The sequence below is a fragment of the Streptomyces shenzhenensis genome (genome assembly GCF_021462265.1).
Taxonomy (GTDB): Bacteria; Actinomycetota; Actinomycetes; order Streptomycetales; family Streptomycetaceae; genus Streptomyces; species Streptomyces shenzhenensis.
In genome coordinates this window covers 75,779-100,133 of sequence record NZ_JAJONF010000007.1, presented here as the reverse complement: position 1 = coordinate 100,133, position 24,355 = coordinate 75,779, and the positions used below count along the sequence as shown (strand labels likewise).

Genomic DNA, 24,355 nt, shown 5'->3' with positions numbered 1-24,355 from the left:
CCACTCGTATATCGCGTTGTGGGTCCAAGGCGGCCGCCATAAGGTCACCGGCATGTCTGTACGTCTGCGTATGCGTCAAGCACTGCCGGAAGCCATGCGTGCCCATGACAAGGTCGCGGTGAGCGCCCTGCGCTCTACGCTCGCCGCTCTGGACAACGCCGAGGCGGTGCCCGTGGCCGAGACGGAGCTGCGTGGTCTGGCCCTTGAGGCGTCGCCGGTCGGAGCCGGTGCCACCGAAGCGGCGCGGCGAGAGCTGAGTGAGCGCGACGTGGTGGAGGTCGTGCGCGCCGAGGCCGCCGAGCGACTGGAAGCCGCGGAGCAGTTGACCGCTCCCGCGCACGCCGACCGGGCCGGACGGCTGCGCGCGGAGGCCGCCGTGCTGCTGCGCTTCGTCGACGGGACCGCGCGGGACTACTGAGCGCTCGCGGCGGGACGGACGACGATTTCGTTGACGTCGACCTGCGGGGGCTGGGCGACGGCGTAGGCGATGGCCTCCGCGACGGCGGAGGCGGGGAGTGCCACGGCGCGGTAGGTCTTCATGGCCTCCCTGGCGGCGAGGTCGGAGATGGTGTCGGCGAGTTCGGACTCGGTCACGCCCGGGGAGACGAGGGTGACCCGGATCGCGCCGGTGGACTCCTGCCGTAGTCCTTCGGAGATCGCGCGGACGGCGAACTTGGTGGCGCAGTAGACGGCGGCGGTGGGAGAGACCTCGTACGCCCCGACGGAGGCGATGTTCACGAAGTGGCCGCCGCCCTGGGCGCGCATCACGGGCAGGGCGGCGGCGATGCCGTGCAGGACGCCCCGCATGTTGACGTCGATCATCCGGTCCCATTCGTCCGTCCGCAGCGCCTCCAGCGGCGAGAGCGGCATGACACCGGCGTTGTTGACGAGCACGTCCACGCGGCCGTAGTGCTCACGGGCGGCCGAGACGAAGGCCCGGACGTCGGCGGCGTCCGTGACGTCCAGCCGCCGGAAGGCCGCGGTGCCGCCCGCGGCGGTGATCTCCCCGGTGAGCGTTTCGAGACGGCCGGTGCGGCGCGCTCCGAGGAACAGGCGGTGGCCGTCGGCGGCGAGCCGGCGGGCGGTCGCCTCGCCGATCCCGCTGCTCGCTCCGGTGACCGCCACGACCTTGGGGGTGTCTGTCGTCGTCATGTCTGCTGTTCCTCTCGGTGGAGCACGGGGTGTCCGTGGTGGCGCGCTCCGTCGCGGATACCGCCCACCCGGCCGAGTCTGGGCAGGCCGGAGGCGGTCGGCCAGGGTGGGTGCTGCCCAGGTGCGGTACACCCAGGCAGCGCTCCGCACCGGCGCCTAGCCTGGCGGCATGACCGGCAACCACCTGGGAGAGTTCCTGCGCGCCCGCAGAGCGGCCCTGCGGCCGCAGGACGTCGGGATGGCGAGCCACGGCGTGCGCAGGGTCGCCGGACTGCGCCGCGAGGAGGTCGCCGTCCTGGGCGGGGTGAACGTGGACTACTACACCCGCCTGGAACAGGGCCGCGAACGCCACCCCTCGGCCCCCGTCGTCGACGCGCTCGGCCGCGCCCTGCGGCTGGACGCCGACGCCCTCGCCCACCTGCACCGGCTGGCCGGGACGGTGCCCGGCGACCAGTTCGGCCACACCACGGACCGGGTCGGTCCCGCACTTCGCCAGCTGATGGACGGCTACCCGGGCGCCCCCGCGTTCGTCGTCGACCAGACTCTGGAGGTGCTGGCGGGCAACGCCCTGGCCGACGCTCTGCACTCACCCTTCGAGCCGGCGGACAACCTGGCCCGCATGGTCTTCCTCGACCCGGCCGGGCGGCAGTTCTACACCCGGTGGACCGAGACGGCGCAGACCACCGTGGGTCACCTGCGTCAGGCGGCCGGTCTCGACCCGGACCACCCACGCCTGCGGGAACTGGTCCGCGTCCTCACCGAGCACAGCGCGGACTTCACCCGTCTCTGGCACACCCACGCCGTGCGCGGCAAGACCCAGGACGCCAAACACCTGCTCCACCCCGACGTCGGCCCCCTGACCCTCACGTACCAGGCCTTCGACGTACGTGACGCTCCGGGCCAGCAACTCGTCGTCTACCAGGCCGAACCCGGCAGCCCCAGCGCCCAGGCCCTCGCCCTGCTGGGCTCGCTCCACGCGACCTCGGACCAGGACGCCAGGTAGCCCCGGCGGGCCGGCGGACCCCGCGCGGGCGCCCGATTTTCGGATGCGGGGGTACCGCGCGGCCCCCTAGGCTGCGCCCGCGGGAAGGGCCGGGCGACGTAGCGGCCGTCAGCGGATCGGAGAGGCCCGGGACATGACCAGTCAACTGTTCGCGATCTGCTTCAACGCGACCCGGCCGTCGGGCCTGGCGCGGTTCTGGTCCGGGGTCCTGGGCTGGGAACCGGCCGACGGTCCGGACGGCGATGTCGCGATCCTCCCCCCTGACAGCGCCGGTTTCCGCATCCGTTTCCTGCCGAGCCAGGAGCCGAAGACCGGCCAAAACCGGGCCCACTTCGACCTGACGAGCGCCTCTCCGGAGGAGCAGCGGCGGACGGTGGCTCGGGCGCTGGAGCTCGGCGGGAAGCACATCGACGTCGGCCAGCTCCCGGAAGAGGGGCATGTCGTGCTCGCCGATCCGGACGGCAACGAGTTCTGCGTCATCGAGGCGGGCAACAAGTTCCTCGCCGGCACCGGCTTCATCGGAGCGCTGGCCTGCGACGGCACGCAGGAGGTCGGCTACTTCTGGAGCAGGGCGCTGCGGTGGCCGCTGGTGTGGGACCAGGACCAGGAGACCGCGATCCAGTCGCCCGACGGCGGTACGAAGATCACGTGGGGTGGCCCGCCGGTGGCACCGAAGACGGGGAAGAACAGGCTGTTCCTCGAACTGGAGGTGCCCGCCGACGACGACTGGGCTGCGGAGGTCGGCCGCCTGGTCTCGCTGGGCGCGACGCGCACGGACAGCGGCGCGGGCGCGGACAGCGGCGCAGGCACGGGCGACGGCGCAGGCACGGGCGACGGCAACCGGGACCGCGGCGGCGACCGCGACCACGACCACGACCGGAACGGCGACGGCGACGGCGACGGCGTCCTGATGCTCGACCCCGACGGCAACGAGTTCCGCGTGCGGCGCCCTCGGTAGCGGGGCAGCGGGGCTGTCGTCGCCCCCTGGCCGCCACGGCTCGCGGGACGACTCGGGCTGCCGGCCGCGCGCAGGAGCCGAGCGTAGGACCCCGTCCGTTCCGGTGGCGGGAACGGGCCGGGGCGGTGATGGTGGGCGGCGGGGAACTTTTTCGCGCGCAGGGAGTCGCACATGCCTGAAATCACCACTCCGTACGCCACCGGCACCCCGTGCTGGGTCGATCTGATGGCGCAGGACCAGCAGGCGGCGCTGGACTTCTACCGTGACCTGTTCGGCTGGCAGGGCGAGGTCGGCGGCGCCGACTTCGGCGGGTACGCGGTCTGCACGCTGCGGGGCAGGCCGGTGGCGGGCATCGGCGCGGCCATGGCGCCGGAGGGGCAGCCGGAGCCGCCGACCGTGTGGACCACCTACCTGGCCAGCACCGACGCCCAGGCCACCCAGGACACCATCGTCTCGGCCGGCGGCACGCTGATCGCCCCGGTGATGGACGTCGGCGCCATCGGCCGGATGCTGATCGCCGCCGACCCGCAGGGCGCCGTGTTCGGGGTGTGGCAGCCGGGCGAGTTCCACGGTGCCGGGGTGGTCAACGAGCCGGGCGCGCTGATCTGGAACGAGCTGAACACCAGCGACGTACCCGGCGCCACCGGCTTCTACGGCGAGGCCTTCGGGATCGAGATCCAGCCGATGGAGGGCGCCGGCGGGACCTACTGGTCGCTGAACGTCGGCGGCCGGAGCGTCGGCGGCGCCGCCCGGCTCGGCGACGACCGGCCCGGCGTCCCGCCGCACTGGCTCACCTACTTCGCCGTCGACGACGTCGACTCCACAGTGGACGCCCTCGTCAAGCGCAACGGCACGGTGATCGCACCGCCGTTCGAGATGATGGCCGGCCGCATGTCCGTGGTCGCCGACCCGCAGGGCGCCGTCTTCGCGGTCTTCAAGCCCAAGCCGATGTGAGCCGCCGTGAGACGCCCTCGGCAGAGCAGCCCCCTGCCGCAAGCGCCAGGTCCTGCCCCCCTTCCGCTTTCCGCGCGGGCCGGGATACCCCTGAGGTGACCGGCGGGACGGGAACGGAAGAGGACGGGGCCATGGGGATCGAAGAGACCGAGCGGGACTGGCGGGTGGACGGGCGCTGCACGAACTGCGATGTCGCGCGGCAGCTCGCGCCGGGGCTCATCGGGGAGGTGGCGGGGCGCTCGGCCGTACTGCGCCAGCCGCGCGACCCGGCGGAGGCGGCACGGTTGCACGCGGCGGCGCACGCCTGCCCCACCCGGTCCGTCCGGCCCCCGGGCGGGCGGCTGGACCCGGCCCGGGATCCGTTCCCGATGCCCCTGGACGACGACACCGGCGCAGGCGGCGGTACCGGCTCCGTGCTGCTGTGCGGGCACAACTCCCCGCACACCGCCGGCGCCAACTCCTACCTCCTGCGCCGCCCCGACGGTACGTCGATGATGATCGACACCCCGCGCTTCAGCCCCGCGCTCGCCGCCCGCTACGAGGCGCCGGGTCCCGTCACCGACGTACTCCTCACCCACCGCGACCACGCAGCGCACGGCCGCCGGTACGCCGACAGCTTCGGCGCCCGGCTCTGGATCCACGAGGGCGATCTGGACGCCGCCCCGGACGCCGACCGGGTGCTGCGCGGCACCGCTCCGGCCGAGATCGCCGCCGGCGTCCTCGCCGTCCCCTGCCCCGGGCACACCCGGGGCAGCGTGCTGTACCTGGCGGACGAGCGCTACTGCTTCAGCGGCGACAGTTTCTACTGGGCCCGTACGACGGCCGACCTCGAAGTCGCCGACAGCGTCACCTGGTACTCCATCCGCGAACTGGCCGCCTCGCTGACCCGGGCCGCCGACCGGCTGCGCTTCGAGTGGCTGCTGCCGGGACACGGCGACCGCCGCCGTCTGCCCCGCGAGGAAATGACCTCCCGGCTACGGCACCTGGCGGCCCGCACCCGGGAACTCCGGCCCCGCCCTGTGGACTTCACCGCGGTGCGCTGGTGAGCTTCCTGCCGAAAAGGCGTTTGACGCCCGTCGGCGGCACACGGTCGGATGACGTCGATGAGCACAGGGCAGACGCATCCCGGCACGCACCCCGTCGACGACGACCTCGTACGGCGGCTGGTCGCGGGGCAGTTCCCGCGGTGGGCGGGACTGGCGGTCGAGCGGTTCCCGTCCGGCGGCACGGTCAACGCCATGTTCCGGCTGGGAGACGACATGGCCGTACGGCTGCCGCTGGTGCGGGGCGGGGCCGACGACGTGCCGAAGGAGCGGGCCTGGCTGCCCCGGCTCAGGCCCCACCTGCCCACGTCCGTCCCTGAGGTGCTCGGGGCCGGAGAGCCCGCCGAGGGATTTCCGTGGCCGTGGTCGGTGTACCGGTGGCTGCCGGGGGAGAATCCCGAAGCGGGAGCCCTGAGCGAGCCGGTGCTGCTGGCCGGGGACCTGGCCGGGTTCGTGGCGGCGATGCGGAGCATCACCCTGCCGGGCGCGCCGCGGGCGCACCGCGGCGGGCCGGTCGCCTCGCTCGACGCCGGGACCCGGGCGGCGATCGGGGAACTGCGCCGAATCCCGCAGGAGGGCATCGACTGCGATGCCGCCGCCGCCGTGTGGGAACAGACGCTGGCGGCCCCGGGCTGGGACGGGCCGCCGGTGTGGTTGCACGCCGACCTCATGCCGGGCAACCTGCTGGTGGACGGGGGCAGGCTGACCTCGGTGATCGACTTCGGATGCCTGGGGGTGGGCGATCCGGCCTGTGATCTGTTCCCGGCGTGGAATCTGTTGCCGGCGGACGCGAGGGAAACCTTCCGCGAGGCGCTGGGCGTGGACGACGCGACCTGGATCCGCGGCCGGGGGCGGACTCTCTCGCAGGCGCTGATCGCGCTGCCGTACTACCGGAAGACGAACCCGGCGATGGCGTCCAACGCCCGGCACGTGATCCGGACGGTGCTGGAGGAAGGCTGAGACGGCCGCCCGCCGGGACCGTGCGGCAGCGGACGGAACCGGGTTGGTCACCGTCCGTGCCCACAGGGAGCTGTTCCCGGCGGGCTGTCGTTGCCGGACCGGCGACTACGACTCGGCTACGACGATGTAGAGCGTCACCGCCGCGAGGAAGGGTCCGGTGGAGAGGTGGTCCAGCCAGCGTCGTGCCCCTTCCTCGGTGAGATGTCCGGCGGCCACCGCGCGTCGCGTCGTCCGCTCCAGTCCGAGGATCCGGTCGGCTGCCCGGGCGTCCCGGAATACGTGGGTGATCGGGATGACCGAGGGCACCGTGAATCCGGCCTGTGTTGCCAGTCGGGGGAGCTGCCTGCCGATACGGGAGTTGCGGATGACCTGGTCCGTTACGTACTGGGTGTAGGCGCGGGAAAGGTCGCTGTCCGGATGGTCGACGGTCAGGGTGTCCCAGTCCGGCTCACCCATGACGAGCCGTCCGCCGGGTCGTAGCACGCGGTGCATTTCCCGGAGCGCTCGGGTGGGGTCGGCGACGTGCTGCAGTACCCGGTCCGTGCGGGCACGGTCGGCGGTGTGGCCGGGCAGCGGCAGGTCGTGGAGGTCGGCGAGTCGCACGGTGACGGTGTGCTGGTCGGCGGTGCGTTCCCTGGCGGCGTCGACCGTGGTCTGGTCGTGGTCGACACCGATCACCGTGCCGGTGGCGGTGACGGCTTGGGCGAGAGAGGCGAGATCGGTGCCGGGGCCGCAGCCCAGGTCGAGCACCGTTTGGCCTGGACGGATGTCGAGTTCGTCGAGCATGCGCCCCTTGTAGGAGCGGCCGAGGTCGGTCGCGGCGACCCGATCGAGGTAGGCGATCGGGTCGGGGGTGGCGGTCTCGAACGCTGTTGAGGTCATGGGCGCCAGTCAACCAACTCCGGCGAGCCGACGGGGTCCTGACCGTGAGCCCGCGGTGCCGACCGCCAGGAGCGTGGAAAGGTGATCCGGGTGGGACGGCCGGCCCGCCGGCGGCCCGGGAAGTGCCAGCGGGACGCCCGGTTGGTGGCGGTGTTCTGGGCCGCGCGCGTCGTTCGACCGGGCGGTGGTGCGGCTGGTGAACAACCGGTTCTGCCGCACGGGTCACGACGCCGGCCCGGATGGTGGCCGCGGTCCGTCCCCGGCCGGTGCGGTGAGGTGCGTGGTGGCGTCGTCCATGGTCTCCCGGATCTGCCGGGCGAGGGTGTGCCCGCCGGGGCCGTCGGTCCAGCGTTCGAAGGCGACCTTGAACGCGGCGATCCCGATCTCGGCCGCGAGGGTGGCGGTGGTGGCCTCCAGACCGCGTTCGCGAAGCGCGTCGGCGAGGGTGGAGGCGAGTGAGGCCAGTTTGGCCAGTTCGCGTTCCTGCAGTTCGGGATTGGCGGCGATGACGGCCTGCCGCTGCCGTACCAGTTCCGCGCGTTCCTCGAAGACGGGAGCGGCTTCGGTCAGGGCGTGGGCGATCACCTCCAGCGGCGCCAGCGGGCCGGCGGCGGTGGCCGTGGCGTGCGCGAGGACGTCAGCCAGGGCGTTGGGCTGGAAGAGGACTTCCCGCTTGTCGGCGAAGTGCCGGTAGAAGGTGCGTTCGGTGACCTCGGCCCGGGCGGCGATCTCCGCCACGGTGGTGGCGTCGAAGCCCTTGTCGTTGTAGAGCTCCATCGCCGCCTGCTCCAGGCGGCCTCGCGCGTCCGGTTTCCATCGGCCCATGTTCCGATCCTACCCACCGATGTCAGAATCTGACATCAGAGTGATGACAGAGCCTGACATGGGCGCTATCGTGATGTCACGAACTGACATCACTGCTCTCCGCGCAGGCCGGGGAGCGTCCAGCAGGAAGGCGCATCATGCGCGTATTCGTCACCGGAGCCTCCGGACATGTCGGCTCCGCCGTCGTCCCCGAACTCCTCGCAGCCGGACACCAGGTCGTCGGGCTGGCCCGCTCGGACAGGTCCGCCGCCGCGTTGACCGCTGCCGGTGCCGAGGCGCACCGAGGCGACCTCGACGATCTCGACGGCCTCGCATCGGCCGCCGCCGCAGCCGACGGCGTCATCCACCTGGCCTTCAAGCACGACGCCATGTTCGCCGGCGACTTCGACAGCGCGGTCGCGGCCGATCTGCGCGCCGTCGACGCCCTCGGGGACGCGCTCGCCGGCACCGGCAAGCCTCTGGTGACCACGTCGGGAACCATGCTGCTGGCCTTCGCGGGACTGGCAGACGCCGCCACCGAGGCCGACGCGCTCGACGCGGGACCGCGGATCGACGCCGAGAACGCGGTGGTCGCACTCGCCGAGCGCGGCGTCCGCTCGTCCGTCGTCCGGCTCGCTCCGACCGTGCACAGCCCGCTCGACCACAACGGCTTCATCCCGACCCTCGTCTCCATCGCCCGGTCCAAGGGCGTCTCGGCCTACGTCGGCGACGGGGCCAACCGCTGGCCCGCCGTGCACACGCTCGACGCGGCACGCCTGTACCGGCTGGCGCTGGAATCCGCGCCGGCGGGGTCACGGCTGCACGCCGTCGACGACGAGGGGATCACCTTCCGCCAGATCGCCGAGGGCATCGGCCGCGGCCTGGACCTCCCCGTGGTCAGCGTCCCGCCGACCGAGGCCGAGGCCCACTTCGGTTTCCTGAGCGCCCACGCCCAGGCCGACAACCCGTCCGCGAGCACGCTGACCCGGGACCTCCTGGGCTGGAAGCCCGTCCAGCCCGGCCTCGTCGACGACCTCGGCCAGGGCCACTACTTCGACGCCCCCGCGACCACCCGGCGCTGAGCCCGCCCCCCTTCTCCGTCCGCCCGGCCCCGCGCAACCGGACGACCGGCCCCGCGCAACCGGACGACCGGCCCCGCGCATCCGGACGGCCCGGCGAAACCGGTCCGAACGACCCGCCATCCCCCCTGCACGACCGGCTGCTGTGCGGCCGCGAGGAGACGAACGACATGAACGCCGAGAACACACACGAGCGGATCGACCCCGAACTCGCCGAGGCACTGAAAGCGGTGCCGATGACGGAGGCGGGGGTGTTCGACGTCAGCGACCTGGAGGGCACGCGCGCCGGCGTCCGCGCCTTCGCCGAGGCGATCGCGGCCCAGACACCGGACGAGCCGTCCGTGTCGGTCGAAGAGGCCGACGTGGTCCGCCCCGACGGATCCACCCTCCCCGTCCGGCTGCTGCGGCCCATCGAGGCAGCCGGGCCGCTTCCGGTGCTGCTCTGGTTCCACGGCGGGGGGCAGGTCCTCGGATACGCGGCCCAGGACGATCCCACCCTCAAGTCCCTGGTCCTGGAGGTCGGCTGCGTCGTCGCCTCCGTCGACTACCGGCTCGCGCCGGAGGCTCCCGCCCCGGCCGCCGCCGAGGACGGACTGCTCGCCTATCGCTGGCTCCGCGGTCAGGCGGCCGCGCTCGGCATCGACGAGGACCGCGTCGCCCTGGCCGGGCAGAGCGGTGGCGGCGGCATCGCCGCGGCCACCGCGCTCATGATCCGCGACCAGGGCGAGCCGGCGCCGCTGTTCCAGGCGCTGAGCTACCCGATGCTCGACGACCGCAACACCACCGCTTCGAGTCACGAGGTCACCGACATCGGCATCTGGGACCGCGCGACCAACATCCTGGCCTGGAACCTGATCCTCGGGGACCGCGCCGGCGCCGACGAGGTGCCGCCGTACTGCGCGCCCGCACGCGCGACGGACCTCACCGGCCTGCCGCCCACCTTCGTCGCGGCCGCCGAACTCGACGTCTTCCGCGACGAGGACCTGAGCTACGCGGCCAGGCTCCAGGCCGCCGGCGTGCCCGTCGAACTGCACCTGTACCCCGGCGCCTACCACGCCTTCGACCTGTTCGCCCCCGAGGCCGCGGTGAGTGCCGCGTACGTCCACGCCTGGTACGGATACCTGCGCCGTCGGTTCGCTGCCCGTCAGCGCTGAGCGCCCGGTTCGGGGCCCGGCCGCGCGGTGCCGGCCGGCAGGCCGCCGCCCGGACCTGTGGAAACCCGGCAACCGCCGCCGTGCCGTGTCACTCGGTGCCTGCCGCGGCGCCCTCGGGCCGTAGCCGTACGGTCCGGGCCCGGAGGTGTGCGCGCTCTCCCTGGTGGCCCAGGAGGCTGAGGATCTCGACGGGGTTCTCGTCGGCGTTGCCGAACCAGTGGGGGGTGCGGGTATCGAATTCGGCCGCTTCACCGGGCCCCATGACCAGGTCCTTGTCTCCCAGGACCAGGCGCAGGCGGCCGTCGAGGACGTAGATCCACTCGTAGCCCTCATGGCTGGACTGCTCGGGCTCGGGTGAGCGCATCCTGGGCGAGATGATCAGTTTGTAGGCCTGCAGACTTCCTGCTCGCCGGGTCAGCGGCAGCATGGTCATGCCGTGGCGGGTGACGGGCTTGAGCCGCAGGCGGGGATCGCCGGTCTGCGGCGCCCCGATGAGTTCGCCGATGTCCACGCGCAGCTCGCGCGCCAGGGGGAGCAGCAGTTCGAGGGTGGGGCGGCGCTGACCGGTCTCCAGGCGGGAGAGTGTGCTCAGGGAGATCCCGGTGGACCGGGCCAGGGAGGTCAGCGACAGGTTGCGCTGAGTGCGCAGCCCTTTCAGGCGGGGCCCGACCGCCGCCATCGTCGACGCGGTCTCTTCGTCCATGCCCCCACTTTGCCACCGCAGCAAGGATCTTTGCATGTCGGTCCGCGTGGTCCGACTGTGTCGGCAGGCGCCCCGCCAGCGGGCGACGGCACAGGACGGGAGACGGCGCGATGACCCGGGACAGCTCGCCCACCGCCCCGGCGGGTGCGCCCGACACCGCCTCGGCGCCGCCGGCCGGCCTCATCCTCCTCGGCGTGTGAGCACGCCGCGTCCCCGCCTCCGGCACCAGCCGCGTATGACCCTGCCCTACCGTCCCAAGGAGTCCGTGATGACCGAGAACGACCCGCGTTTCAGTGCCGCCTTCTGGGACCGGCGCTACAGCGGCACCGGCCAGGTGTGGAGCGGCGAGCCCAACTCCGCGCTCGTCGAGGAGGTCTCGCTCCTCGCGCCCGGGACGGCGCTGGAAGTGGGATGCGGTGAGGGCGCGGACGCCATCTGGCTGGCCGGGCAGGGCTGGCAGGTCACCGGTGTCGACTTCTCCGCCCAGGCCCTCCAGCGGGCCGCCGGGCACACCCCCGCCCGCCTGGCCGGCCGCGTCACCTGGCAGCAGGCCGACATCCGCCACTGGCAGCCCGGCGAACGGCCCCGCTACGACCTGGTCACCGCGTCCTTCAGCCACTTCCCCCGACCGGTACGGGAGTCGGTCTTCGCGGCCCTCGCCGACCGGGTCGCCCCCGAAGGGCATCTGGTGATCGTCGGCCACCACCCGGGCGACCTCGACACCGCCATGCCCCGCCCGGCCGAACCCGGCCTCTTCTACACCGCCGACGACCTCGCGGCCGGCCTCCCCGGCCACGAGTGGAAGGTCCTCACCCGAACCGCGCGCCCGCGCACCGCCACCACGCCCGACGGCACGCCGGTGACCATCCACGACGCCGTCCTCACCGCCCGGCGCACCCGCGCTTCCCGGTGAGGATGATCAGGCAGTCCTGAGCGCCCGTCATGGACCCGGGGGCTGGGGCACAAACAGGCCGCCCCCGCACCCGGCCCCCTCCGGCTCTCCCTTCGGCCTCCCTTCGGCCTCCCTACGGCTCTCCCTTCGCCCCCCTCACCCCCCTCGCCCCCCCTCGGCCCCCTCGCCCCCCCTCGGCCCTCCCTCCGACCCCCCTCCGGTCACGATTGGATTTCGGCCACCTCCGAGCCCTTGCATTCCGGCCATGTAATCGATTCCAATCCTCGGTACACGCAACCGTGTAATCGATTCCACGAGGAGGTGGAGCGGCGATGGCGAGCATCAAGGACGTCGCCGCCGAGGCAGGCGTTTCCGTCGCCACGGTGTCCCGGGTCCTGAACGACCATCCGTCGGTCAGCGACGACGCCCGTACCCGGGTGCTCGCCGCCGTACAGACGCTGGGCTACCGCCCGAACGCCGTCGCCCGCTCCCTGCGCACCGACCAGACCCGCACCCTCGGCCTGGTCATCAGCGACGTGATGAACCCCTACTTCACCGAGCTGGCCCGCTCGGTCGAGGAGGCGGCCCGTGCCCTCGGCTACAGCGTCATCATCGGCAACGCCGACGAACGGCCGGACCTCCAGGACCACCACGTACGCACGCTCCTCGACCGGCGGATAGACGGTCTGCTGGTCTCCCCCACCGACGGCGGCTCGCCGCTGATGCTGGAGGCCGCGCGGGCCGGGACGCCCATGGTGTTCGTCGACCGGTGGATCCCGGGCGTCGACGTGCCGGTGGTGCGGGCGGACGGGCAGGCCGCCATCCGCGATCTCGTCGCCCACCTGTGCCGGCTCGGACACCGGCGGGTCGCGATCATCGCGGGGCCCGCGGCCACGACCACCGGCAGCGAACGCGTGCGGGCCTTCCGCGAGGCGCTCGCCGAACACGGCGTCCCCCTCCCCGACGCCTACACCGGCCAGGGCGACTTCCAGGCCGAGAGCGGACGGCGGGTCACCGAGGGGTTCCTCGACCTGCCCGAGCCGCCCGAGGCCGTGTTCGCCGCGGACAACCTGATGGCGCTGGGCGCACTGGACGCGATCCGGGCGCGGGGGCTGCGGGTGCCGCAGGACATCGCACTGGCCGCCTTCGACGACATCCCCTGGTTCGTCCACACCGACCCGCCCGTCACCGCCATCGCCCAGCCCACCGGCGAACTGGGCCGCGCCGCCGTGCGCGCGCTGGTCGACCGCATCGAGGGCCGTCACCCGCGGTCCGTCACCCTCCCCGCCCGGCTCGTCGTCCGCCGCTCCTGCGGCGAAGGCCGCGACGAGCACCAGACCCCCGTGCAAAGGAGCACATCGTGAGCAACCCGGACGAGTTGCTGCGCATCGAGGGCATACGCAAGTCCTTCCCCGGAGTGGTCGCGCTCGACGGCGTCGACTTCGATCTGCGCCGGGGCGAGGTGCACGTGCTCCTCGGTGAGAACGGCGCGGGCAAGAGCACCCTCATCAAGATGCTCTCCGGCGCCTACACCCCCGACGCGGGGCGGATCCTGGCCGGCGGCGAGGAGGTGCGCATCCATGGTGCGCAGGACTCCGAGCGGCTCGGGATCGCCACCATCTACCAGGAGTTCAACCTCGTACCCGACCTCACGGTCGCCGAGAACATCTTCCTGGGGCGGCAGCCGCGCCGCTTCGGGATGATCGACCGGAAGCGGATGGAGGCCGACGCCGAGGTCCTGCTGAAGCGGGTCGGCGTCAACGTGTCGCCACGCGCGCGTGTCCGTGAACTCGGCATCGCCCGGCTCCAGATGGTCGAGATCGCCAAGGCGCTCAGCCTGGACGCGCGGGTGCTCATCATGGACGAGCCGACCGCCGTCCTCACCTCCGAGGAGGTGGAGAAGCTCTTCGTGATCGTGCGGCAGTTGCGCGCCGACGGGGTGGGGATCGTCTTCATCACGCATCACCTGGAGGAGATCGCCGCCCTCGGGGACCGGGTGACGGTCATCCGGGACGGGAAGAGCGTGGGCCAGGTGCCCGCCGCCACCCCGCAGGACGAGCTGGTACGGCTGATGGTCGGACGGTCCATCGAGCAGCAGTACCCGCGCGAGCGGACCGAGACGGGGGCCGCGCTGCTCTCCGTCCAGGGGCTGACCCGCGACGGGGTCTTCCACGACGTGAGCTTCGAGGTGCACGCGGGCGAGGTCGTCGGGATCGCCGGGCTCGTGGGTGCCGGCCGTACGGAGGTCGTACGGGCCGTCTTCGGGGCCGATCCGTACGACAAGGGGGCCGTGAAGGTCTCCGGTACGGCGCTCCGGCGGCACGACGTGGGCGCGGCCCTGGCGGCCGGGCTGGGGCTCGTCCCGGAGGACCGCAAGGGCCAGGGGCTGGTGCTCGACGCCTCCGTCGAGGAGAACCTCGGACTGGTGACCCTGCGGCAGGCGACCCGGGCCGGGATCGTCGACCTCAGGGGACAGCACGCCGCCGCCGAGCGGATCGCCGGGCAGCTGGGCGTGCGGATGGCCGGGCTCGGCCAGCACGTGCGCACCCTGTCCGGCGGCAACCAGCAGAAGGTCGTCATCGGCAAGTGGCTGCTCGCCGACACCAGGGTGCTGATCCTCGACGAGCCGACGCGCGGCATCGACGTCGGCGCCAAGGTCGAGATCTACCAGCTGATCAACGAACTCACGGCCGCCGGGGCCGCCGTGCTGATGATCTCCAGCGATCTGCCGGAGGTCCTCGGGATGAGCGACCGGGTGCTGGTGATGGCCCAGGGCCGGATCGCGGGCGAACTGGCCGCGGACGAGGCCACCCAGGACTCCGTCATGGCCCTCGCCGTCAGCACTCCCGGCACTCCCGCCTCCCCCACCACCTCCCTCACCCCCACCACAACCGACAAGGAGGCCGGACGTGGCCACTGACACGCTCAAGAGCAGCGGCACGGGCGCCGGTGGCGCCGCGGGCGTGCGCCGGCTGCTCCTCGACAACGGCGCGCTCACCGCGCTGATCGTTCTCGTCATCGCCATGTCGGCGCTGTCCGGGGACTTCCTCACCACCGACAACCTGCTCAACGTCGGCGTCCAGGCGGCCGTGACGGCCATCCTCGCCTTCGGCGCGACGTTCGTGATCGTCGCGGCGGGCATCGACCTGTCGGTCGGCTCGGTGGCGGCCCTGTCGGCCACCGTGCTGGCGTGGAGCGCCACCTCGCACGGGGTGCCGGTGTTCCTGGCCGTCGTCCTCGCCGTGGCCACCGGTGTCGCGGCGGGTCTCGTCAACGGCTTCCTCATCGCGTACGGCAAGCTGCCGCCGTTCATCGCGACGCTCGCCATGCTGTCGGTGGGACGCGGCCTCGCGCTGGTGATCTCGGCGGGCTCCCCCATCGCCTTCCCCGGCTCGGTCTCGCACCTCGGTGACACCCTCGGCGGCTGGCTGCCGGTGCCGGTACTGGTCATGGTCCTCATGGGGCTGATCGCGGCCTTCGTGCTCGGCCGGACCTACATCGGGCGCTCGATGTACGCGATCGGCGGCAACGAGGAGGCCGCCCGGCTCTCCGGGCTGCGGGTGAACAAGCAGAAGCTCGCCATCTACGCGCTGTCCGGGCTGTTCGCGGCCGTCGCCGGCGTCGTGCTGGCCGCCCGGCTCTCCTCGGCGCAGCCGCAGGCCGCCAACGGCTACGAACTGGACGCCATCGCGGCCGTCGTGATCGGCGGTGCCTCGCTGGCCGGCGGCACCGGCAAGGCGTCCGGCACGCTGATCGGCGCGCTGATACTCGCGGTGCTGCGCAACGGCCTCAACCTGCTCAACGTGTCCGCGTTCTGGCAGCAGGTCGTCATCGGTGTCGTGATCGCGCTGGCCGTGCTCCTGGACACCGTGCGCCGCAAGGCCGGGGCCACCCCGCTCGCCGCCGGCACCGGCGGCAACAAGGGCCGGCAGGCCGGGACGTACGCCCTCGCCGCGGTCGTCACCGTGGCGCTGGTCGCCGCGACCTCCCTGCTGCACACCGGCTCCTCCTCCGCCACCCCGAAGTTCGGCCTGTCCCTGTCCACCCTCAACAACCCCTTCTTCGTGCAGATCCGGGCCGGTGCCCAGGCCGAGGCGCGGAAGCAGGGCGTGGACCTGACCGTCACCGACGCCCAGAACGACGCCTCGCAGCAGGCCAACCAGCTGCAGAACTTCACCAGTTCGGGCCTCGGCGCGATCATCGTCAACCCGGTCGACTCGGACGCGGCGAGCAACTCCGTGAAGGCCGCCGACAAGGCCGGCATCCCGGTGATCGCGGTCGACCGCGGCGTCAACAACGCCACGACGGCGACGCTGGTCGCCTCCGACAACGTCACCGGCGGCGAGCTGGCCGCGAAGACGCTCGCGCAGAAGCTCGGCGGCCAGGGCAAGATCGTGATTCTGCAGGGCCAGGCCGGCACCTCCGCCGCCCGGGAGCGGGCGCAGGGCTTCGCCAACGGTCTCAAGGCCTACCCCGGCATCCAGGTGGTGGCCCAGCAGCCCGCCGACTTCGACCGCACCAAGGGCCTCGACGTGATGTCGAACCTGCTCCAGGCGCACCCGGACGTCCAGGGTGTGATCGCCGCCAACGACGAGATGGCCCTCGGCGCGATCAAGGCGCTGGGTTCCAAGGCCGGTTCGTCGGTCTCGGTGATCGGCTTCGACGGCACCCCGGACGGCCTGACCGCGGTGAAGAACGGCACGCTGTACGCGTCGGTGGCCCAGCAGCCCAGCCAGCTGGGGAAGATCGCCGTGGACAACGCCCTCAAGGCCGTCAAGGACCAGAAGCTGCCGTCGGCCATCAAGGTGCCGGTGAAGGTGGTCACGAAGGACAACGTGGCCGGTTTCACGGGCTGAGGCACCAGCGGGGCGGCCGGGGGCTCGAATCGAGCGCCCGGCCGCCTCATCCCGTCCGTCGTCCAGCCGTAGCGCCGCATAGCCGCATAGCCGCATAGGGAGTCAACTGATGTACGACTACGACCTCCTGGTCGTGGGCTCGGCCAACGCCGACCTGGTGATCGATGTCGAGCGGCGGCCGGGCGCCGGCGAGACCGTGCTGGGCGGCGATCTCGCCACCCACCCCGGCGGCAAGGGCGCCAACCAGGCGGTGGCGGCCGCCCGGCTCGGCGCCCGTACCGCCCTGCTGGCCCGGGTCGGCGACGACGCGCACGGCAGGCTGCTGCTCGACTCGCAGCGGGCGGCCGGTGTGGACACCGTGGGCGTGCTGGTGGGCGGCGCGCCGACGGGGGTCGCCCTCATCACCGTGGACCCCTCGGGCGAGAACAGCATCGTCGTCTCCCCGGGCGCGAACGGCCGTCTCACACCGGCGGACGCGCGGGCCGCGGTCGGCCTCGTCCACGCCTCCCGGGTGGTGTCCGCGCAGCTGGAGATCCCGTTGGAGACGGTGGTGGAGGTGGTACGGAACCTCGCTCCCGGCAGCCGGTTCGTCCTCAACCCCTCCCCGCCGCGCCCCCTTCCGGACGAGGTCCTGGCGGCCTGCGACCCGCTGATCGTGAACGAGCACGAGGCGCGGGTGATCCTCGGCGAGGCGTGCGCGAGCGAGGAACCGGCCGACTGGGCGCGGCTGCTGCTCGCCAGGGGCCCGAGGTCGGTGGTGGTGACGCTGGGCGCCGAGGGCGCGCTGGTGGCCGACGGGCACGGGGTCGAGCCGGTGCCGTCCGTGCGGGTGGACGCGGTGGACACGACCGGTGCCGGGGACGCGTTCACGGCGGCCCTCGCGATGCGGCTCGGGGCGGGCGAGTCGCTCGCGGGGGCGGCCGCCTACGCGGCGCGGGTCGGGGCGGCGGCGGTCACGAGGCGGGGCGCGCAGGAGTCGTACCCGACGGCGGCGGAGGTCGACGCACTGTGCTGTGCCATCCCGGGGGGCGACCCCCGGACGCCCGGCCGGGGGTCGGACAGCGCGACCGGGTCTGGCGGGCAAGGCGGGATGCTGTGAAGCGGGCGGGCATCCTCAATCGTCATCTCGCGGGCGCGCTGGCCGAGTTGGGGCACGGCCACGGGGTGCTGGTGTGCGACGCCGGGATGCCGATCCCGAAGGGCCCGCGGGTCGTGGACCTCGCCTTCCGGGCCGGGGTGCCGTCCTTCGCCGAGGTGCTGGAGGGGCTGCTGGCGGAGCTGGTCGTGGAGGGCGCGACGGCGGCGTCCGAGGTGCGCGGGGCCAATCCGGCCGCCGCCGGGCTGCTGACCGGGCACTTTCCCGGCCTGGTCCTGGTCCCGCACGAGCAGCTGAAGGACCTGTCGGCGCAGGCGCATCTGGTCGTCCGCACGGGCGAGGCCCGCCCGTACGCCAACGTGCTGCTGCGGTGCGGGGTGTTCTTCTAGACCGTGGCGCCGGCAGGCGGAGCACCAGGTTCCCGCGCCGTACCTGCGACTTTTCATCCCGGTGCAAGGTGATGGCCCCCTTCTGCCCCGATTGACACCATCACTCAACGGCGTCACGGATCGCCCCTTGTGCCCAGTGGGGGCGAACGACGTCGGCCTCGGCGTCGACGCGCCGAAGGCACTCCATGTGCGAACAGCCTGAGAAAGAGGGAATTTGCATGAGATCCTTCCGTTCAGCCGCAGCACTCGCCGCCACCGTCCTGGCCGTTCTCCTCGGTCTCTGCCTCCCCGGCAGCGCTGCCGCCGCCGACGGCCACTCCGCCGTCCCGGCGGCCAAGCCGGCCGCCGCCGCGCCGCAGGCGGCCCGGGGCACCGCCTCCGGCCTGGTCTCCCCGCAGGCCATCGGGGACTGCCCGAGCACCTACTTCTGTTTCTGGGTCAACTCCGGTTACGGCGACGGCCCGGGCAAGTTCTCCGGTGCCAACACCAACTGGGGCGACTACAGCCACTCCAGCTGCGCCGGCGGGACGTGGAACAACTGCGCCTCCTCCGGGTACAACCACGGCACCAGCGGTCTGGGTGTCGAGGTGTGGAACGGCACGGGCTACACCGGGCTGTCCGCCTGCCTGCCCAAGGACTGGTCCAGCAGCAACTTCGCGAACCTCGTCTGGCCGGATTCGAGCACCAGCTTCAACGACTCGATCAGCAGCAACTTCTGGACCTCGAACTGCTGACCGGGAACCCTCCGGCCACCGGATGACGGGCGATCACCCATGACAGAGCTCTCGCGCCGCCGTACCCGGCGCGCACCGACCCGCCTGCTGCCCCTGCTGATCCTTGCCGTGACCCTGGTCTGCGCCTCCGCGACCGCGTGCACCGGACCGAGCACGGCCGCATCCGCCGGGGCGGCGCCGGTGGCGCGGGAGCCCGGTCACGCCGCCGCCGTCCTCACCGAGGACGCCAGCGGTCTGCGCCGGCGCCGGCAGCTGTTCGGTGCCCTGCAGATCCTCACCCAGCGCTGCATGCGCGACCGCGGGCTGCGCTACCTGGTCACCAGCGCGGGCCCGCTGCCACCGGCCGGAGCGACCACGGCCGACACGATCGGTTCCCGCTCGGCACCCGGCTACGGCATCTCCACGGCGCTCGGCCGGATGAACCGCGGCCCCACGGCCCAGGACCGGTACGTCCGTTCCCTGTCCGCGGTCGAACAGGCCCGCTACACCACCGCGCTCGACGGCCCCGCCGACCGGACGGCCCCGCTGACCCTGCCCAGTGGAGCGAGCGGGTCCTACGCCACGGGCGGCTGCGTCGCCAGGGCCCGGGCCGGGCTGTACGGCACCGTACGGGCCGCCCTGGAGGACACGCTCGTACCGCAGGACGTCGACCATCTGCTGGAGCGGTACCTGACCACCGACTCCTCGTACCAGAGGGCGCTGAAGCGATGGCAGCACTGCATGGACGGTGCCGGCCATGCGGCGAAGACGCCCGCCGCGCTGATCCAGTCGTTGCAGGCCCGGGCCGTCCAGGGGGCCAGCGCACCGGAGCTGGCGCGGGAGCAGCGGGCCGCCGCGACGGCCGACCAGCGCTGCGACGCGGAAAGCGGCCTGCGCAGCACGGCCGCCGCGCAGCGCGACGTCTTCCTGCGAAGCGGGCCCGCCGGGACCCGGGCCCGCCTGGAAACGGTCTGGCAGCACCGGCAGCAGGCCCTGACGCGGGCGGCGGCCCTGCTCGGCCAGGACCCCGGGTGAAGTCCCCCGGACCGGGGCCGGTGCCGGGAAACGCTCAGGTGACCCCGGGGGCAAGAGGGTCCTGCGGTGCCTGACGTGACGTCGCCCTGAGCATCGCGGCGCCGAGCGGGGTGAGAGTGTGCAGGACGGCGTTGTGGCGGCGCTGGCTGATGACCAGGCCGGCGTCGCGCAGGACGGTGGTGTGGCGGGTGGCGGTCGGCACCGACACGCCCAGGAACCGGGCCAGTTCGGAGGTGGTCGCGCCGAGCGCGAGGGATCGCAGCGCGGCCGCGCGGGTCCGGCCGAGCAGCGCGGCGAGGGAGGCGTCGGGCGGGACGTCGGGGGCGGTCGCGCGCAGGCCGTGCACGGGGTAGACGAGGATGGGCCGGAGGGTGTCGTCCGCCATGGAGATCGGTGACTGCCAGCAGAAGTACGAGGGAATCAGGCGCAGTCCGCGCCCGGCGAGGTACAGGTCCCGGTCCTCGACGTAGTCGACGTACAGCACCGGCGGCTGCCAGCGGACGGCGGGCGAGAGGCCGCGCAGCATCGCGTCGAGCCCGTTGTCGAGTGCGTCCCGGGCCCGCAGGGCGCGTTCCCCGGCGACGCCGACGGCGACGCGGCTCTCGTGGGGCGCGATCACCGCGTCGTGGTAGGCACGCAGGAGCTTCGCCAGTTCCTCCCGGGTCTCCCGCTCCACCAGCCGGGGCGCCCAGTCGGGGGCGCCGGTGAGCCGGTCCAGCAGCCGGATCTCGTGGGCGACCCGGACGGGCGGGGTGTCGACGACCGCCGCGAGCCCCCGGTCCAGGCCGTCGGCGGCCTCGTGCGGGGTGAGGAAGTCGGGCAGGTAGCGGGCCCGGGGCAGCATCGGGACCAGCAGCCGTCGTACGGCCACGCCGAGCGGGGTGCCGGAGAGGGTGGTCCGGGTCTCCCGGTACCAGTCGGCGTACGCCCAGCGGCCCCGCGAGGTCTGTAACCGGTGCAGGCTGCAGGTGATCTCCCAGAGCGGGTCGGGGGCGCTCGCCACCCGGACCCGGACCAGGTCCTCAGACGTGAAGTGGATACGCAGCACGAGAACCGCCCCCCGAGTCGAACTGCCGTCCCGCCCAGAAAGCAGCGTGCGGCACACGGCTGTCAGAGACAACTCAGGAATCGGCCGCGTCGGCGCGGCACGGGCCCGGAGATGCTTCGAGGGGGCCCGGTCCAGCGACCGAACCCCCTCGGTTTTCCCCTCCGTATCAGAACCCCCGCGATCCCCCCGGATCCCCCTCCGAAAGTCCTGACGCCACATAGGACCTGCGGGGCGGGAAAGGGTTGTACGCCGGTCCGGGATTTCTCGGTCGCCGTCCCATGGCGTGGACCGCCGCTCCGTGTGCCGTGCTCGGCCACCTGCTCCGTTCCCACGGCAGACCGGACCGCCCGGGCTGCACGGGCCGGAACGAGGTGAACGAACTGTCAGTCCTCCAGCCGGACCGGCATCAGCAACGAGAAGGCGCCCGCGTCGTCGGGGCGGCGGACCGCGATCGGCGCCGTGGGCGCGCCGAACTCCAGAACCAGCTGCTCACGGGCCCCGGCGGCCAGCGCGGCCAGCAGGAACTCACGGTTCACGGCGACGCGGTCCGGGTCCTCGTCGTCATCGGCGCAGAGGGTCACCGCGCCGTCGTCCACCACCCTCAGCACGCTGAGGTCATGCGCTCCGGACTCTCCGGAACGGACCGGACCGGTCTCCAGAGCCCGCCGGAAGGCCGCCACCTCGACGACGGCGCGGCGTCCGCCGGTCCGGGGCAGCAGCCGGCGGTAGTCGGGGAAGTCATGGTCGAGGCACCGACCGGCCGCCTGCCTGTCCCCGGCCTCCAGTGCCACGCGGTCACCGTCGACAGAGAGCCGCACCGGTCCCTCGCCGTCCGACAGCGCCCGCATCGCGTCGGCGAGCGGGGTGGGCACGACGACCTGGACCCGGCCCCCGTCGTGCCCGGCGACACCGGCCCGCGCGACCGCCATGCGGTACCGGTCGGTGGCCACGGCATGAAGGCTCTCGCCCTCGACGTCGAACAGAATCCCGCCGAGCATCGGCAGTTCGGGATCGGTGCTCGCCGCGAAACGAACCGTGTCCAGCGCGGCCGCCAGTTCCGGCGCGGCGACGGACAGGCGGACGGTGGCGATGCGGAACGAGGTCATGGTGTTCTCCCGGTGATCGAGCAGTACGCGGAGCGCGGAGAACCCGCTGCGGGCATCGGAGAGCCCCTGTTCGAGACGGCGCAGGTGTGCCTTGAGCAGTTTCCGGACCAGTTCGGTGTCCGCGCCGGACCAGCCGGCCAGCACCAGCCGGATGTCCGCCAGCGGCATCCCGGCCCGGCGCAGGCAGGCCAGCAGCCGTGCCTCTTCGAGCTGCCCGGGTTCGTACCAGCGGTAACCGCTCACCGGATCCACCCAGGCGGGGACCAGCACACCGGCACGGTCGTAGAACCGCAGGGCGCTTATGCCCAGGCCACTGTCACGGGCCAGCTCTCCGATGCTGCGCATGTCGTTCTCCACACCCCGCACTCTGGGCCCTGCACATGGTCGAGGGTCAACCGGACGGCAACCGCGCACCGCGGCTCTCGGCGACACGCTTGACGTCCCTCAGCGATTCGCTCAGCCGCCGGGCGAGGTGGTGGAGTTCCTCGCCGGTCAGGCGGTGCTCGGTGAGGAGTACGGCCGCATGGTCCAACAGCCCCTCCGCCATGCCGAGTTGCAGCCCCTCGATCTGATCCGCGAGCCGGGAGACACGGCCTACGCCGTCACCCACGAGGTAACAGGTACCGGCCGACCCGCACGGCGGACGAGCTTGACGAGGCCGTTGCCATTCGAACAAAGCGTGCCCGGATTCCCGAAGGGCCGTTGAATCCGGTCATCTGGACGCTGCTCGACGAGTCGGTGCTGCGGCGCTGTGTGGGCGGTCCGCTACAGCGGCGGGGATCAGGGCGACTGCCTCGAAGTAGCCCGTGGCCACGCCGTCGTACCCGTCCGCGACAGCAAGGCGGGGTCCACCGGCCCGGCGCTGGTCTTCTCGTCCGACGGCTGGGCCGCGTTCGTCGGGGCCGTGCGGGACGGGCGTATCAGTCGCTGACGCCCCGGAAGTGCAGAGCTCATCGGTTCAGGTCCATGACCCCGACGCCGAGTCCTTCGTACGGCTCCGGTGCCACGGAGGCGATCAGGCCGCCCATGGGGAGCGTCTGGTTCGGCCTCGCGGTGTGCACGGCGGCGGAAACACCGAAGTCCACGCCCGCGCCGCGTAGCTCGGCGATGGTGACCGCCATGGAGTAGTCGTCGTCGACGAGATGGAGTACGTCCACCAACACGCCCACGTGGTCGACGATCCCGGCACGTTGGCGCTCGGCCTCCAGGAGACACAGGGCAGGTACCCACAGACGCATGTCGTCACTGGCGGCAGCGGCATGGATCAGGCCGGAGACCTGCTTGTCGCCCCCCATCGCCAGGAGGGTGGGGGTGTCGAGGACGTAGTGCTCGGTCCAGCTCAAGGGTTCCGCTCCGTCCCGGCCGAGGCAGCACGGTGAGCGGTGGCGGCCTCCCGCATCTTGCGCCGCATCTCGGCGGACTCCTCATCCGAGACGTAGTGCCCGAAGCGCTCGGCCAGCAGCGCACGCGTGCGGTCGGCCCGCTCCCTGATCTGCTCGGGGGTCAGCGTCTGAGCGGCTATGTCCTGCATGAGGGCACGGAGGCTGGTGCCTCGCGCCTCGGCCACGGCGGCCAGTTGGTCACGGACTTCTGCGGGCACGCGGATCATGACGTCGGACATATGTCGAGTATACGTCACGTATACGCCACCGTGGGGCGGCGGCCGGAGAACAGGTCCGCTTCTTCGGCCGCCTCGCTGGACTACGCCGTGTGCTCCAGGAACCGGTGCACCGTCTCCGCCAGCACCTCGCGGCCGTCCCTCGCCCACAGCCCGTCGTTGAAGAGCTCGACCTCGATGGGGCCGGTGTAGCCGGCCGCCTCCACGTAGCCCTGCCACTCGCGCATGTCGATCGCGCCGTCGCCGATCTGGCCGCGGCCGTTGAGGACGCCCTCCGGCAACGGGGTGATCCAGTCGGCGAGTTGGAAGGTGTGGATGCGGCCGCCCGCGCCGGCCCGGGCGATCTGCGCGGGCGCCTGGTCGTCCCACCAGATGTGGTACGTGTCCACGGTGACGCCGACCTGGTGCGAAGGAAAGCGCTCCGCGAGGTCCAGCGCCTGGGTGAGGGTGGAGACCACGCAGCGGTCGGAGGCGAACATGGGGTGCAGCGGCTCGATGGCCAGCCGGACGCCGTGTTCCTCGGCGTAGGGGCCGAGTTCGGCGAGGGCGTCCGCGATGCGTTCCCGGGCGCCGCGCAGGTCCCTGGAGCCCGCCGGCAGGCCGCCGGAGACCAGCACGAGGGTGTCCGTGCCGAGGGCCGCGGCCTCCTCCACGGCCCGCCGGTTGTCGGCGACGGCGGCGGCCCGCTCGTCCGGGTCGATCGCCGTGAGGAAGCCGCCCCGGCACAGGGTGGTGACGGCCAGGCCCGCCTCACGGACCAGCTTGGCGCTCGCCTCCACCCCGTACGACCGCACCGGCTCGCGCCACAGGCCGACGCCCGGCACGCCCAGTTCCAGGCAGGCGTCGACGAGTTCGGGCATCGACAGCTGCTTGACGGTCATCTGGTTGATGGAGAAGCGGGACAGGTCGC

27 protein-coding genes are annotated in these 24,355 nt (G+C 72.7%); 17 read left to right on the top strand and 10 right to left on the bottom strand.

Going from position 1 to position 24,355, the window contains the following annotated elements; all coding sequences use genetic code 11:
- The first annotated feature begins 94 nt into the window (after positions 1–94).
- A complete protein-coding gene (locus LQ326_RS12430; protein WP_234535973.1) occupies positions 95–418 on the top strand; it encodes a hypothetical protein in 324 nt (107 codons plus the stop codon).
- Here LQ326_RS12430 and LQ326_RS12425 read toward each other — a convergent pair.
- Complete coding sequence (locus tag LQ326_RS12425) at positions 412–1,152, bottom strand: SDR family oxidoreductase (RefSeq protein WP_234535698.1); 741 nt, start codon at positions 1,150–1,152, stop codon at positions 412–414. The two genes, LQ326_RS12430 and LQ326_RS12425, sit on opposite strands and share 7 nt — an antisense overlap.
- Positions 1,153–1,321: 169 nt before the next feature.
- Between LQ326_RS12425 and LQ326_RS12420 the strand changes: the two genes are divergently transcribed.
- From LQ326_RS12420 to LQ326_RS12400, 5 genes are all read left to right on the top strand, one after another.
- Positions 1,322–2,155, top strand: coding sequence for a helix-turn-helix transcriptional regulator (locus LQ326_RS12420; protein WP_234535696.1), 834 nt, complete (start codon positions 1,322–1,324; stop codon positions 2,153–2,155).
- Positions 2,156–2,288: 133 nt separating this feature from the next.
- Positions 2,289–3,113, top strand: a complete 825-nt coding sequence (locus tag LQ326_RS12415; RefSeq protein WP_234535695.1) for a VOC family protein — start codon at positions 2,289–2,291, stop codon at positions 3,111–3,113.
- A 171-nt stretch (positions 3,114–3,284) separates the two neighbouring features.
- Entirely contained in the window at positions 3,285–4,067 is a 783-nt protein-coding gene (locus LQ326_RS12410; protein ID WP_234535693.1) for a VOC family protein, read from the top strand.
- Positions 4,068–4,198: 131 nt separating this feature from the next.
- Positions 4,199–5,113 carry an MBL fold metallo-hydrolase gene (locus tag LQ326_RS12405; protein WP_234535691.1) on the top strand — a complete coding sequence of 305 codons (915 nt, stop codon included), beginning with the start codon at positions 4,199–4,201 and terminating at the stop codon, positions 5,111–5,113.
- Positions 5,114–5,170: 57 nt separating this feature from the next.
- The gene (locus LQ326_RS12400; RefSeq protein WP_234535689.1) at positions 5,171–6,070 is read left to right on the top strand and encodes an aminoglycoside phosphotransferase family protein; all 900 of its coding nucleotides are present in this window, start codon (positions 5,171–5,173) and stop codon (positions 6,068–6,070) included.
- 105 nt (positions 6,071–6,175) lie between these two features.
- On the opposite strand, the gene LQ326_RS12395 is transcribed toward LQ326_RS12400, so the two are convergent.
- Positions 6,176–6,952, bottom strand: a complete 777-nt coding sequence (locus LQ326_RS12395) for a methyltransferase domain-containing protein (protein WP_234535687.1) — start codon at positions 6,950–6,952, stop codon at positions 6,176–6,178.
- A 222-nt stretch (positions 6,953–7,174) separates the two neighbouring features.
- Positions 7,175–7,777, bottom strand: coding sequence for a TetR family transcriptional regulator (locus LQ326_RS12390; protein WP_234535685.1), 603 nt, complete (start codon positions 7,775–7,777; stop codon positions 7,175–7,177).
- 137 nt (positions 7,778–7,914) lie between these two features.
- Between LQ326_RS12390 and LQ326_RS12385 the strand changes: the two genes are divergently transcribed.
- Positions 7,915–8,838: an SDR family oxidoreductase gene (locus LQ326_RS12385; RefSeq protein WP_234535683.1), complete on the top strand. Its 924-nt coding sequence runs from the start codon at positions 7,915–7,917 to the stop codon at positions 8,836–8,838.
- 167 nt (positions 8,839–9,005) lie between these two features.
- Positions 9,006–9,989 carry an alpha/beta hydrolase gene (locus tag LQ326_RS12380; protein ID WP_234535681.1) on the top strand — a complete coding sequence of 328 codons (984 nt, stop codon included), beginning with the start codon at positions 9,006–9,008 and terminating at the stop codon, positions 9,987–9,989.
- 88 nt (positions 9,990–10,077) lie between these two features.
- Here LQ326_RS12380 and LQ326_RS12375 read toward each other — a convergent pair whose 3' ends face one another.
- Complete coding sequence (locus LQ326_RS12375) at positions 10,078–10,692, bottom strand: helix-turn-helix domain-containing protein (protein ID WP_234535679.1); 615 nt, start codon at positions 10,690–10,692, stop codon at positions 10,078–10,080.
- A gap of 268 nt (positions 10,693–10,960) precedes the next feature.
- Here LQ326_RS12375 and LQ326_RS12370 point away from each other — a divergent pair, with 268 nt between their 5' ends.
- The 8 genes from LQ326_RS12370 to LQ326_RS12335 all read left to right on the top strand — a co-directional run bounded on the left by LQ326_RS12370 (position 10,961) and on the right by LQ326_RS12335 (position 19,673).
- Positions 10,961–11,605, top strand: coding sequence for a class I SAM-dependent methyltransferase (locus LQ326_RS12370; protein ID WP_234535677.1), 645 nt, complete (start codon positions 10,961–10,963; stop codon positions 11,603–11,605).
- A 311-nt stretch (positions 11,606–11,916) separates the two neighbouring features.
- The gene (locus LQ326_RS12365) at positions 11,917–12,948 is read left to right on the top strand and encodes a LacI family DNA-binding transcriptional regulator (RefSeq protein WP_234535675.1); all 1,032 of its coding nucleotides are present in this window, start codon (positions 11,917–11,919) and stop codon (positions 12,946–12,948) included.
- Entirely contained in the window at positions 12,945–14,504 is a 1,560-nt protein-coding gene (locus LQ326_RS12360) for a sugar ABC transporter ATP-binding protein (protein ID WP_234535673.1), read from the top strand. The genes LQ326_RS12365 and LQ326_RS12360 overlap by 4 nt, the downstream gene beginning before the upstream one ends.
- On the top strand, positions 14,494–16,440 hold the full coding sequence (locus tag LQ326_RS12355; protein WP_234535670.1) for an ABC transporter permease/substrate-binding protein: 1,947 nt from the start codon (positions 14,494–14,496) through the stop codon (positions 16,438–16,440). Before LQ326_RS12360 ends, LQ326_RS12355 begins: the two co-directional genes overlap by 11 nt.
- Positions 16,441–16,549: 109 nt before the next feature.
- A complete protein-coding gene (locus LQ326_RS12350; RefSeq protein ID WP_234535668.1) occupies positions 16,550–17,539 on the top strand; it encodes a ribokinase in 990 nt (329 codons plus the stop codon).
- Positions 17,536–17,925, top strand: coding sequence for a D-ribose pyranase (rbsD, locus tag LQ326_RS12345; RefSeq protein ID WP_234535666.1), 390 nt, complete (start codon positions 17,536–17,538; stop codon positions 17,923–17,925). Before LQ326_RS12350 ends, rbsD begins: the two co-directional genes overlap by 4 nt.
- A gap of 218 nt (positions 17,926–18,143) precedes the next feature.
- Positions 18,144–18,659, top strand: a complete 516-nt coding sequence (locus LQ326_RS12340) for a peptidase inhibitor family I36 protein (protein WP_234535664.1) — start codon at positions 18,144–18,146, stop codon at positions 18,657–18,659.
- A 39-nt stretch (positions 18,660–18,698) separates the two neighbouring features.
- Complete coding sequence (locus LQ326_RS12335) at positions 18,699–19,673, top strand: hypothetical protein (protein WP_234535662.1); 975 nt, start codon at positions 18,699–18,701, stop codon at positions 19,671–19,673.
- A gap of 34 nt (positions 19,674–19,707) precedes the next feature.
- Here the strand turns inward: LQ326_RS12335 and LQ326_RS12330 are convergent, their stop codons facing one another.
- The 3 genes from LQ326_RS12330 to LQ326_RS12320 all read right to left on the bottom strand — a co-directional run bounded on the left by LQ326_RS12330 (position 19,708) and on the right by LQ326_RS12320 (position 22,437).
- Entirely contained in the window at positions 19,708–20,721 is a 1,014-nt protein-coding gene (locus tag LQ326_RS12330) for an ArsR/SmtB family transcription factor (protein WP_234535660.1), read from the bottom strand.
- Between the two features lie 383 nt (positions 20,722–21,104).
- On the bottom strand, positions 21,105–22,172 hold the full coding sequence (locus LQ326_RS12325; RefSeq protein WP_234535658.1) for a DNA polymerase III subunit beta family protein: 1,068 nt from the start codon (positions 22,170–22,172) through the stop codon (positions 21,105–21,107).
- Between the two features lie 46 nt (positions 22,173–22,218).
- Positions 22,219–22,437, bottom strand: a complete 219-nt coding sequence (locus tag LQ326_RS12320; protein ID WP_308401907.1) for a hypothetical protein — start codon at positions 22,435–22,437, stop codon at positions 22,219–22,221.
- A gap of 141 nt (positions 22,438–22,578) precedes the next feature.
- On the opposite strand from LQ326_RS12320, the gene LQ326_RS12310 reads away from it, so the two are divergent.
- Entirely contained in the window at positions 22,579–22,758 is a 180-nt protein-coding gene (locus LQ326_RS12310) for a DUF397 domain-containing protein (RefSeq protein WP_234535654.1), read from the top strand.
- A 19-nt stretch (positions 22,759–22,777) separates the two neighbouring features.
- On the opposite strand, the gene LQ326_RS12305 is transcribed toward LQ326_RS12310, so the two are convergent.
- From LQ326_RS12305 to LQ326_RS12295, 3 genes are all read right to left on the bottom strand, one after another.
- Positions 22,778–23,170, bottom strand: coding sequence for a PIN domain-containing protein (locus LQ326_RS12305; RefSeq protein ID WP_234535652.1), 393 nt, complete (start codon positions 23,168–23,170; stop codon positions 22,778–22,780).
- Positions 23,167–23,448, bottom strand: coding sequence for an Arc family DNA-binding protein (locus LQ326_RS12300; RefSeq protein WP_181805319.1), 282 nt, complete (start codon positions 23,446–23,448; stop codon positions 23,167–23,169). The genes LQ326_RS12305 and LQ326_RS12300 overlap by 4 nt, the downstream gene beginning before the upstream one ends.
- A gap of 80 nt (positions 23,449–23,528) precedes the next feature.
- The gene (locus LQ326_RS12295; RefSeq protein WP_234535972.1) at positions 23,529–24,326 is read right to left on the bottom strand and encodes a sugar phosphate isomerase/epimerase family protein; all 798 of its coding nucleotides are present in this window, start codon (positions 24,324–24,326) and stop codon (positions 23,529–23,531) included.
- Between the last annotated feature and the right edge of the window lie 29 nt (positions 24,327–24,355).

Excerpts from the sequence above, each read along its gene's own strand:
- LQ326_RS12430 (WP_234535973.1), top strand. The coding sequence starts at position 95 with ATGCGTGCCCATGACAAGGTCGCGGTGAGCGCCCTGCGCTCTACGCTC.
- LQ326_RS12425 (WP_234535698.1), bottom strand. The coding sequence starts at position 1,152 with ATGACGACGACAGACACCCCCAAGGTCGTGGCGGTCACCGGAGCGAGC.
- LQ326_RS12420 (WP_234535696.1), top strand. The coding sequence starts at position 1,322 with ATGACCGGCAACCACCTGGGAGAGTTCCTGCGCGCCCGCAGAGCGGCC.
- LQ326_RS12415 (WP_234535695.1), top strand. The coding sequence starts at position 2,289 with ATGACCAGTCAACTGTTCGCGATCTGCTTCAACGCGACCCGGCCGTCG.
- LQ326_RS12410 (WP_234535693.1), top strand. The coding sequence starts at position 3,285 with ATGCCTGAAATCACCACTCCGTACGCCACCGGCACCCCGTGCTGGGTC.
- LQ326_RS12405 (WP_234535691.1), top strand. The coding sequence starts at position 4,199 with ATGGGGATCGAAGAGACCGAGCGGGACTGGCGGGTGGACGGGCGCTGC.
- LQ326_RS12400 (WP_234535689.1), top strand. The coding sequence starts at position 5,171 with ATGAGCACAGGGCAGACGCATCCCGGCACGCACCCCGTCGACGACGAC.
- LQ326_RS12395 (WP_234535687.1), bottom strand. The coding sequence starts at position 6,952 with ATGACCTCAACAGCGTTCGAGACCGCCACCCCCGACCCGATCGCCTAC.
- LQ326_RS12390 (WP_234535685.1), bottom strand. The coding sequence starts at position 7,777 with ATGGGCCGATGGAAACCGGACGCGCGAGGCCGCCTGGAGCAGGCGGCG.
- LQ326_RS12385 (WP_234535683.1), top strand. The coding sequence starts at position 7,915 with ATGCGCGTATTCGTCACCGGAGCCTCCGGACATGTCGGCTCCGCCGTC.
- LQ326_RS12380 (WP_234535681.1), top strand. The coding sequence starts at position 9,006 with ATGAACGCCGAGAACACACACGAGCGGATCGACCCCGAACTCGCCGAG.
- LQ326_RS12375 (WP_234535679.1), bottom strand. The coding sequence starts at position 10,692 with ATGGACGAAGAGACCGCGTCGACGATGGCGGCGGTCGGGCCCCGCCTG.
- LQ326_RS12370 (WP_234535677.1), top strand. The coding sequence starts at position 10,961 with ATGACCGAGAACGACCCGCGTTTCAGTGCCGCCTTCTGGGACCGGCGC.
- LQ326_RS12365 (WP_234535675.1), top strand. The coding sequence starts at position 11,917 with ATGGCGAGCATCAAGGACGTCGCCGCCGAGGCAGGCGTTTCCGTCGCC.
- LQ326_RS12350 (WP_234535668.1), top strand. The coding sequence starts at position 16,550 with ATGTACGACTACGACCTCCTGGTCGTGGGCTCGGCCAACGCCGACCTG.
- LQ326_RS12340 (WP_234535664.1), top strand. The coding sequence starts at position 18,144 with ATGAGATCCTTCCGTTCAGCCGCAGCACTCGCCGCCACCGTCCTGGCC.
- LQ326_RS12335 (WP_234535662.1), top strand. The coding sequence starts at position 18,699 with ATGACAGAGCTCTCGCGCCGCCGTACCCGGCGCGCACCGACCCGCCTG.
- LQ326_RS12325 (WP_234535658.1), bottom strand. The coding sequence starts at position 22,172 with ATGCGCAGCATCGGAGAGCTGGCCCGTGACAGTGGCCTGGGCATAAGC.
- LQ326_RS12300 (WP_181805319.1), bottom strand. The coding sequence starts at position 23,448 with ATGTCCGACGTCATGATCCGCGTGCCCGCAGAAGTCCGTGACCAACTG.
- LQ326_RS12295 (WP_234535972.1), bottom strand. The coding sequence starts at position 24,326 with ATGACCGTCAAGCAGCTGTCGATGCCCGAACTCGTCGACGCCTGCCTG.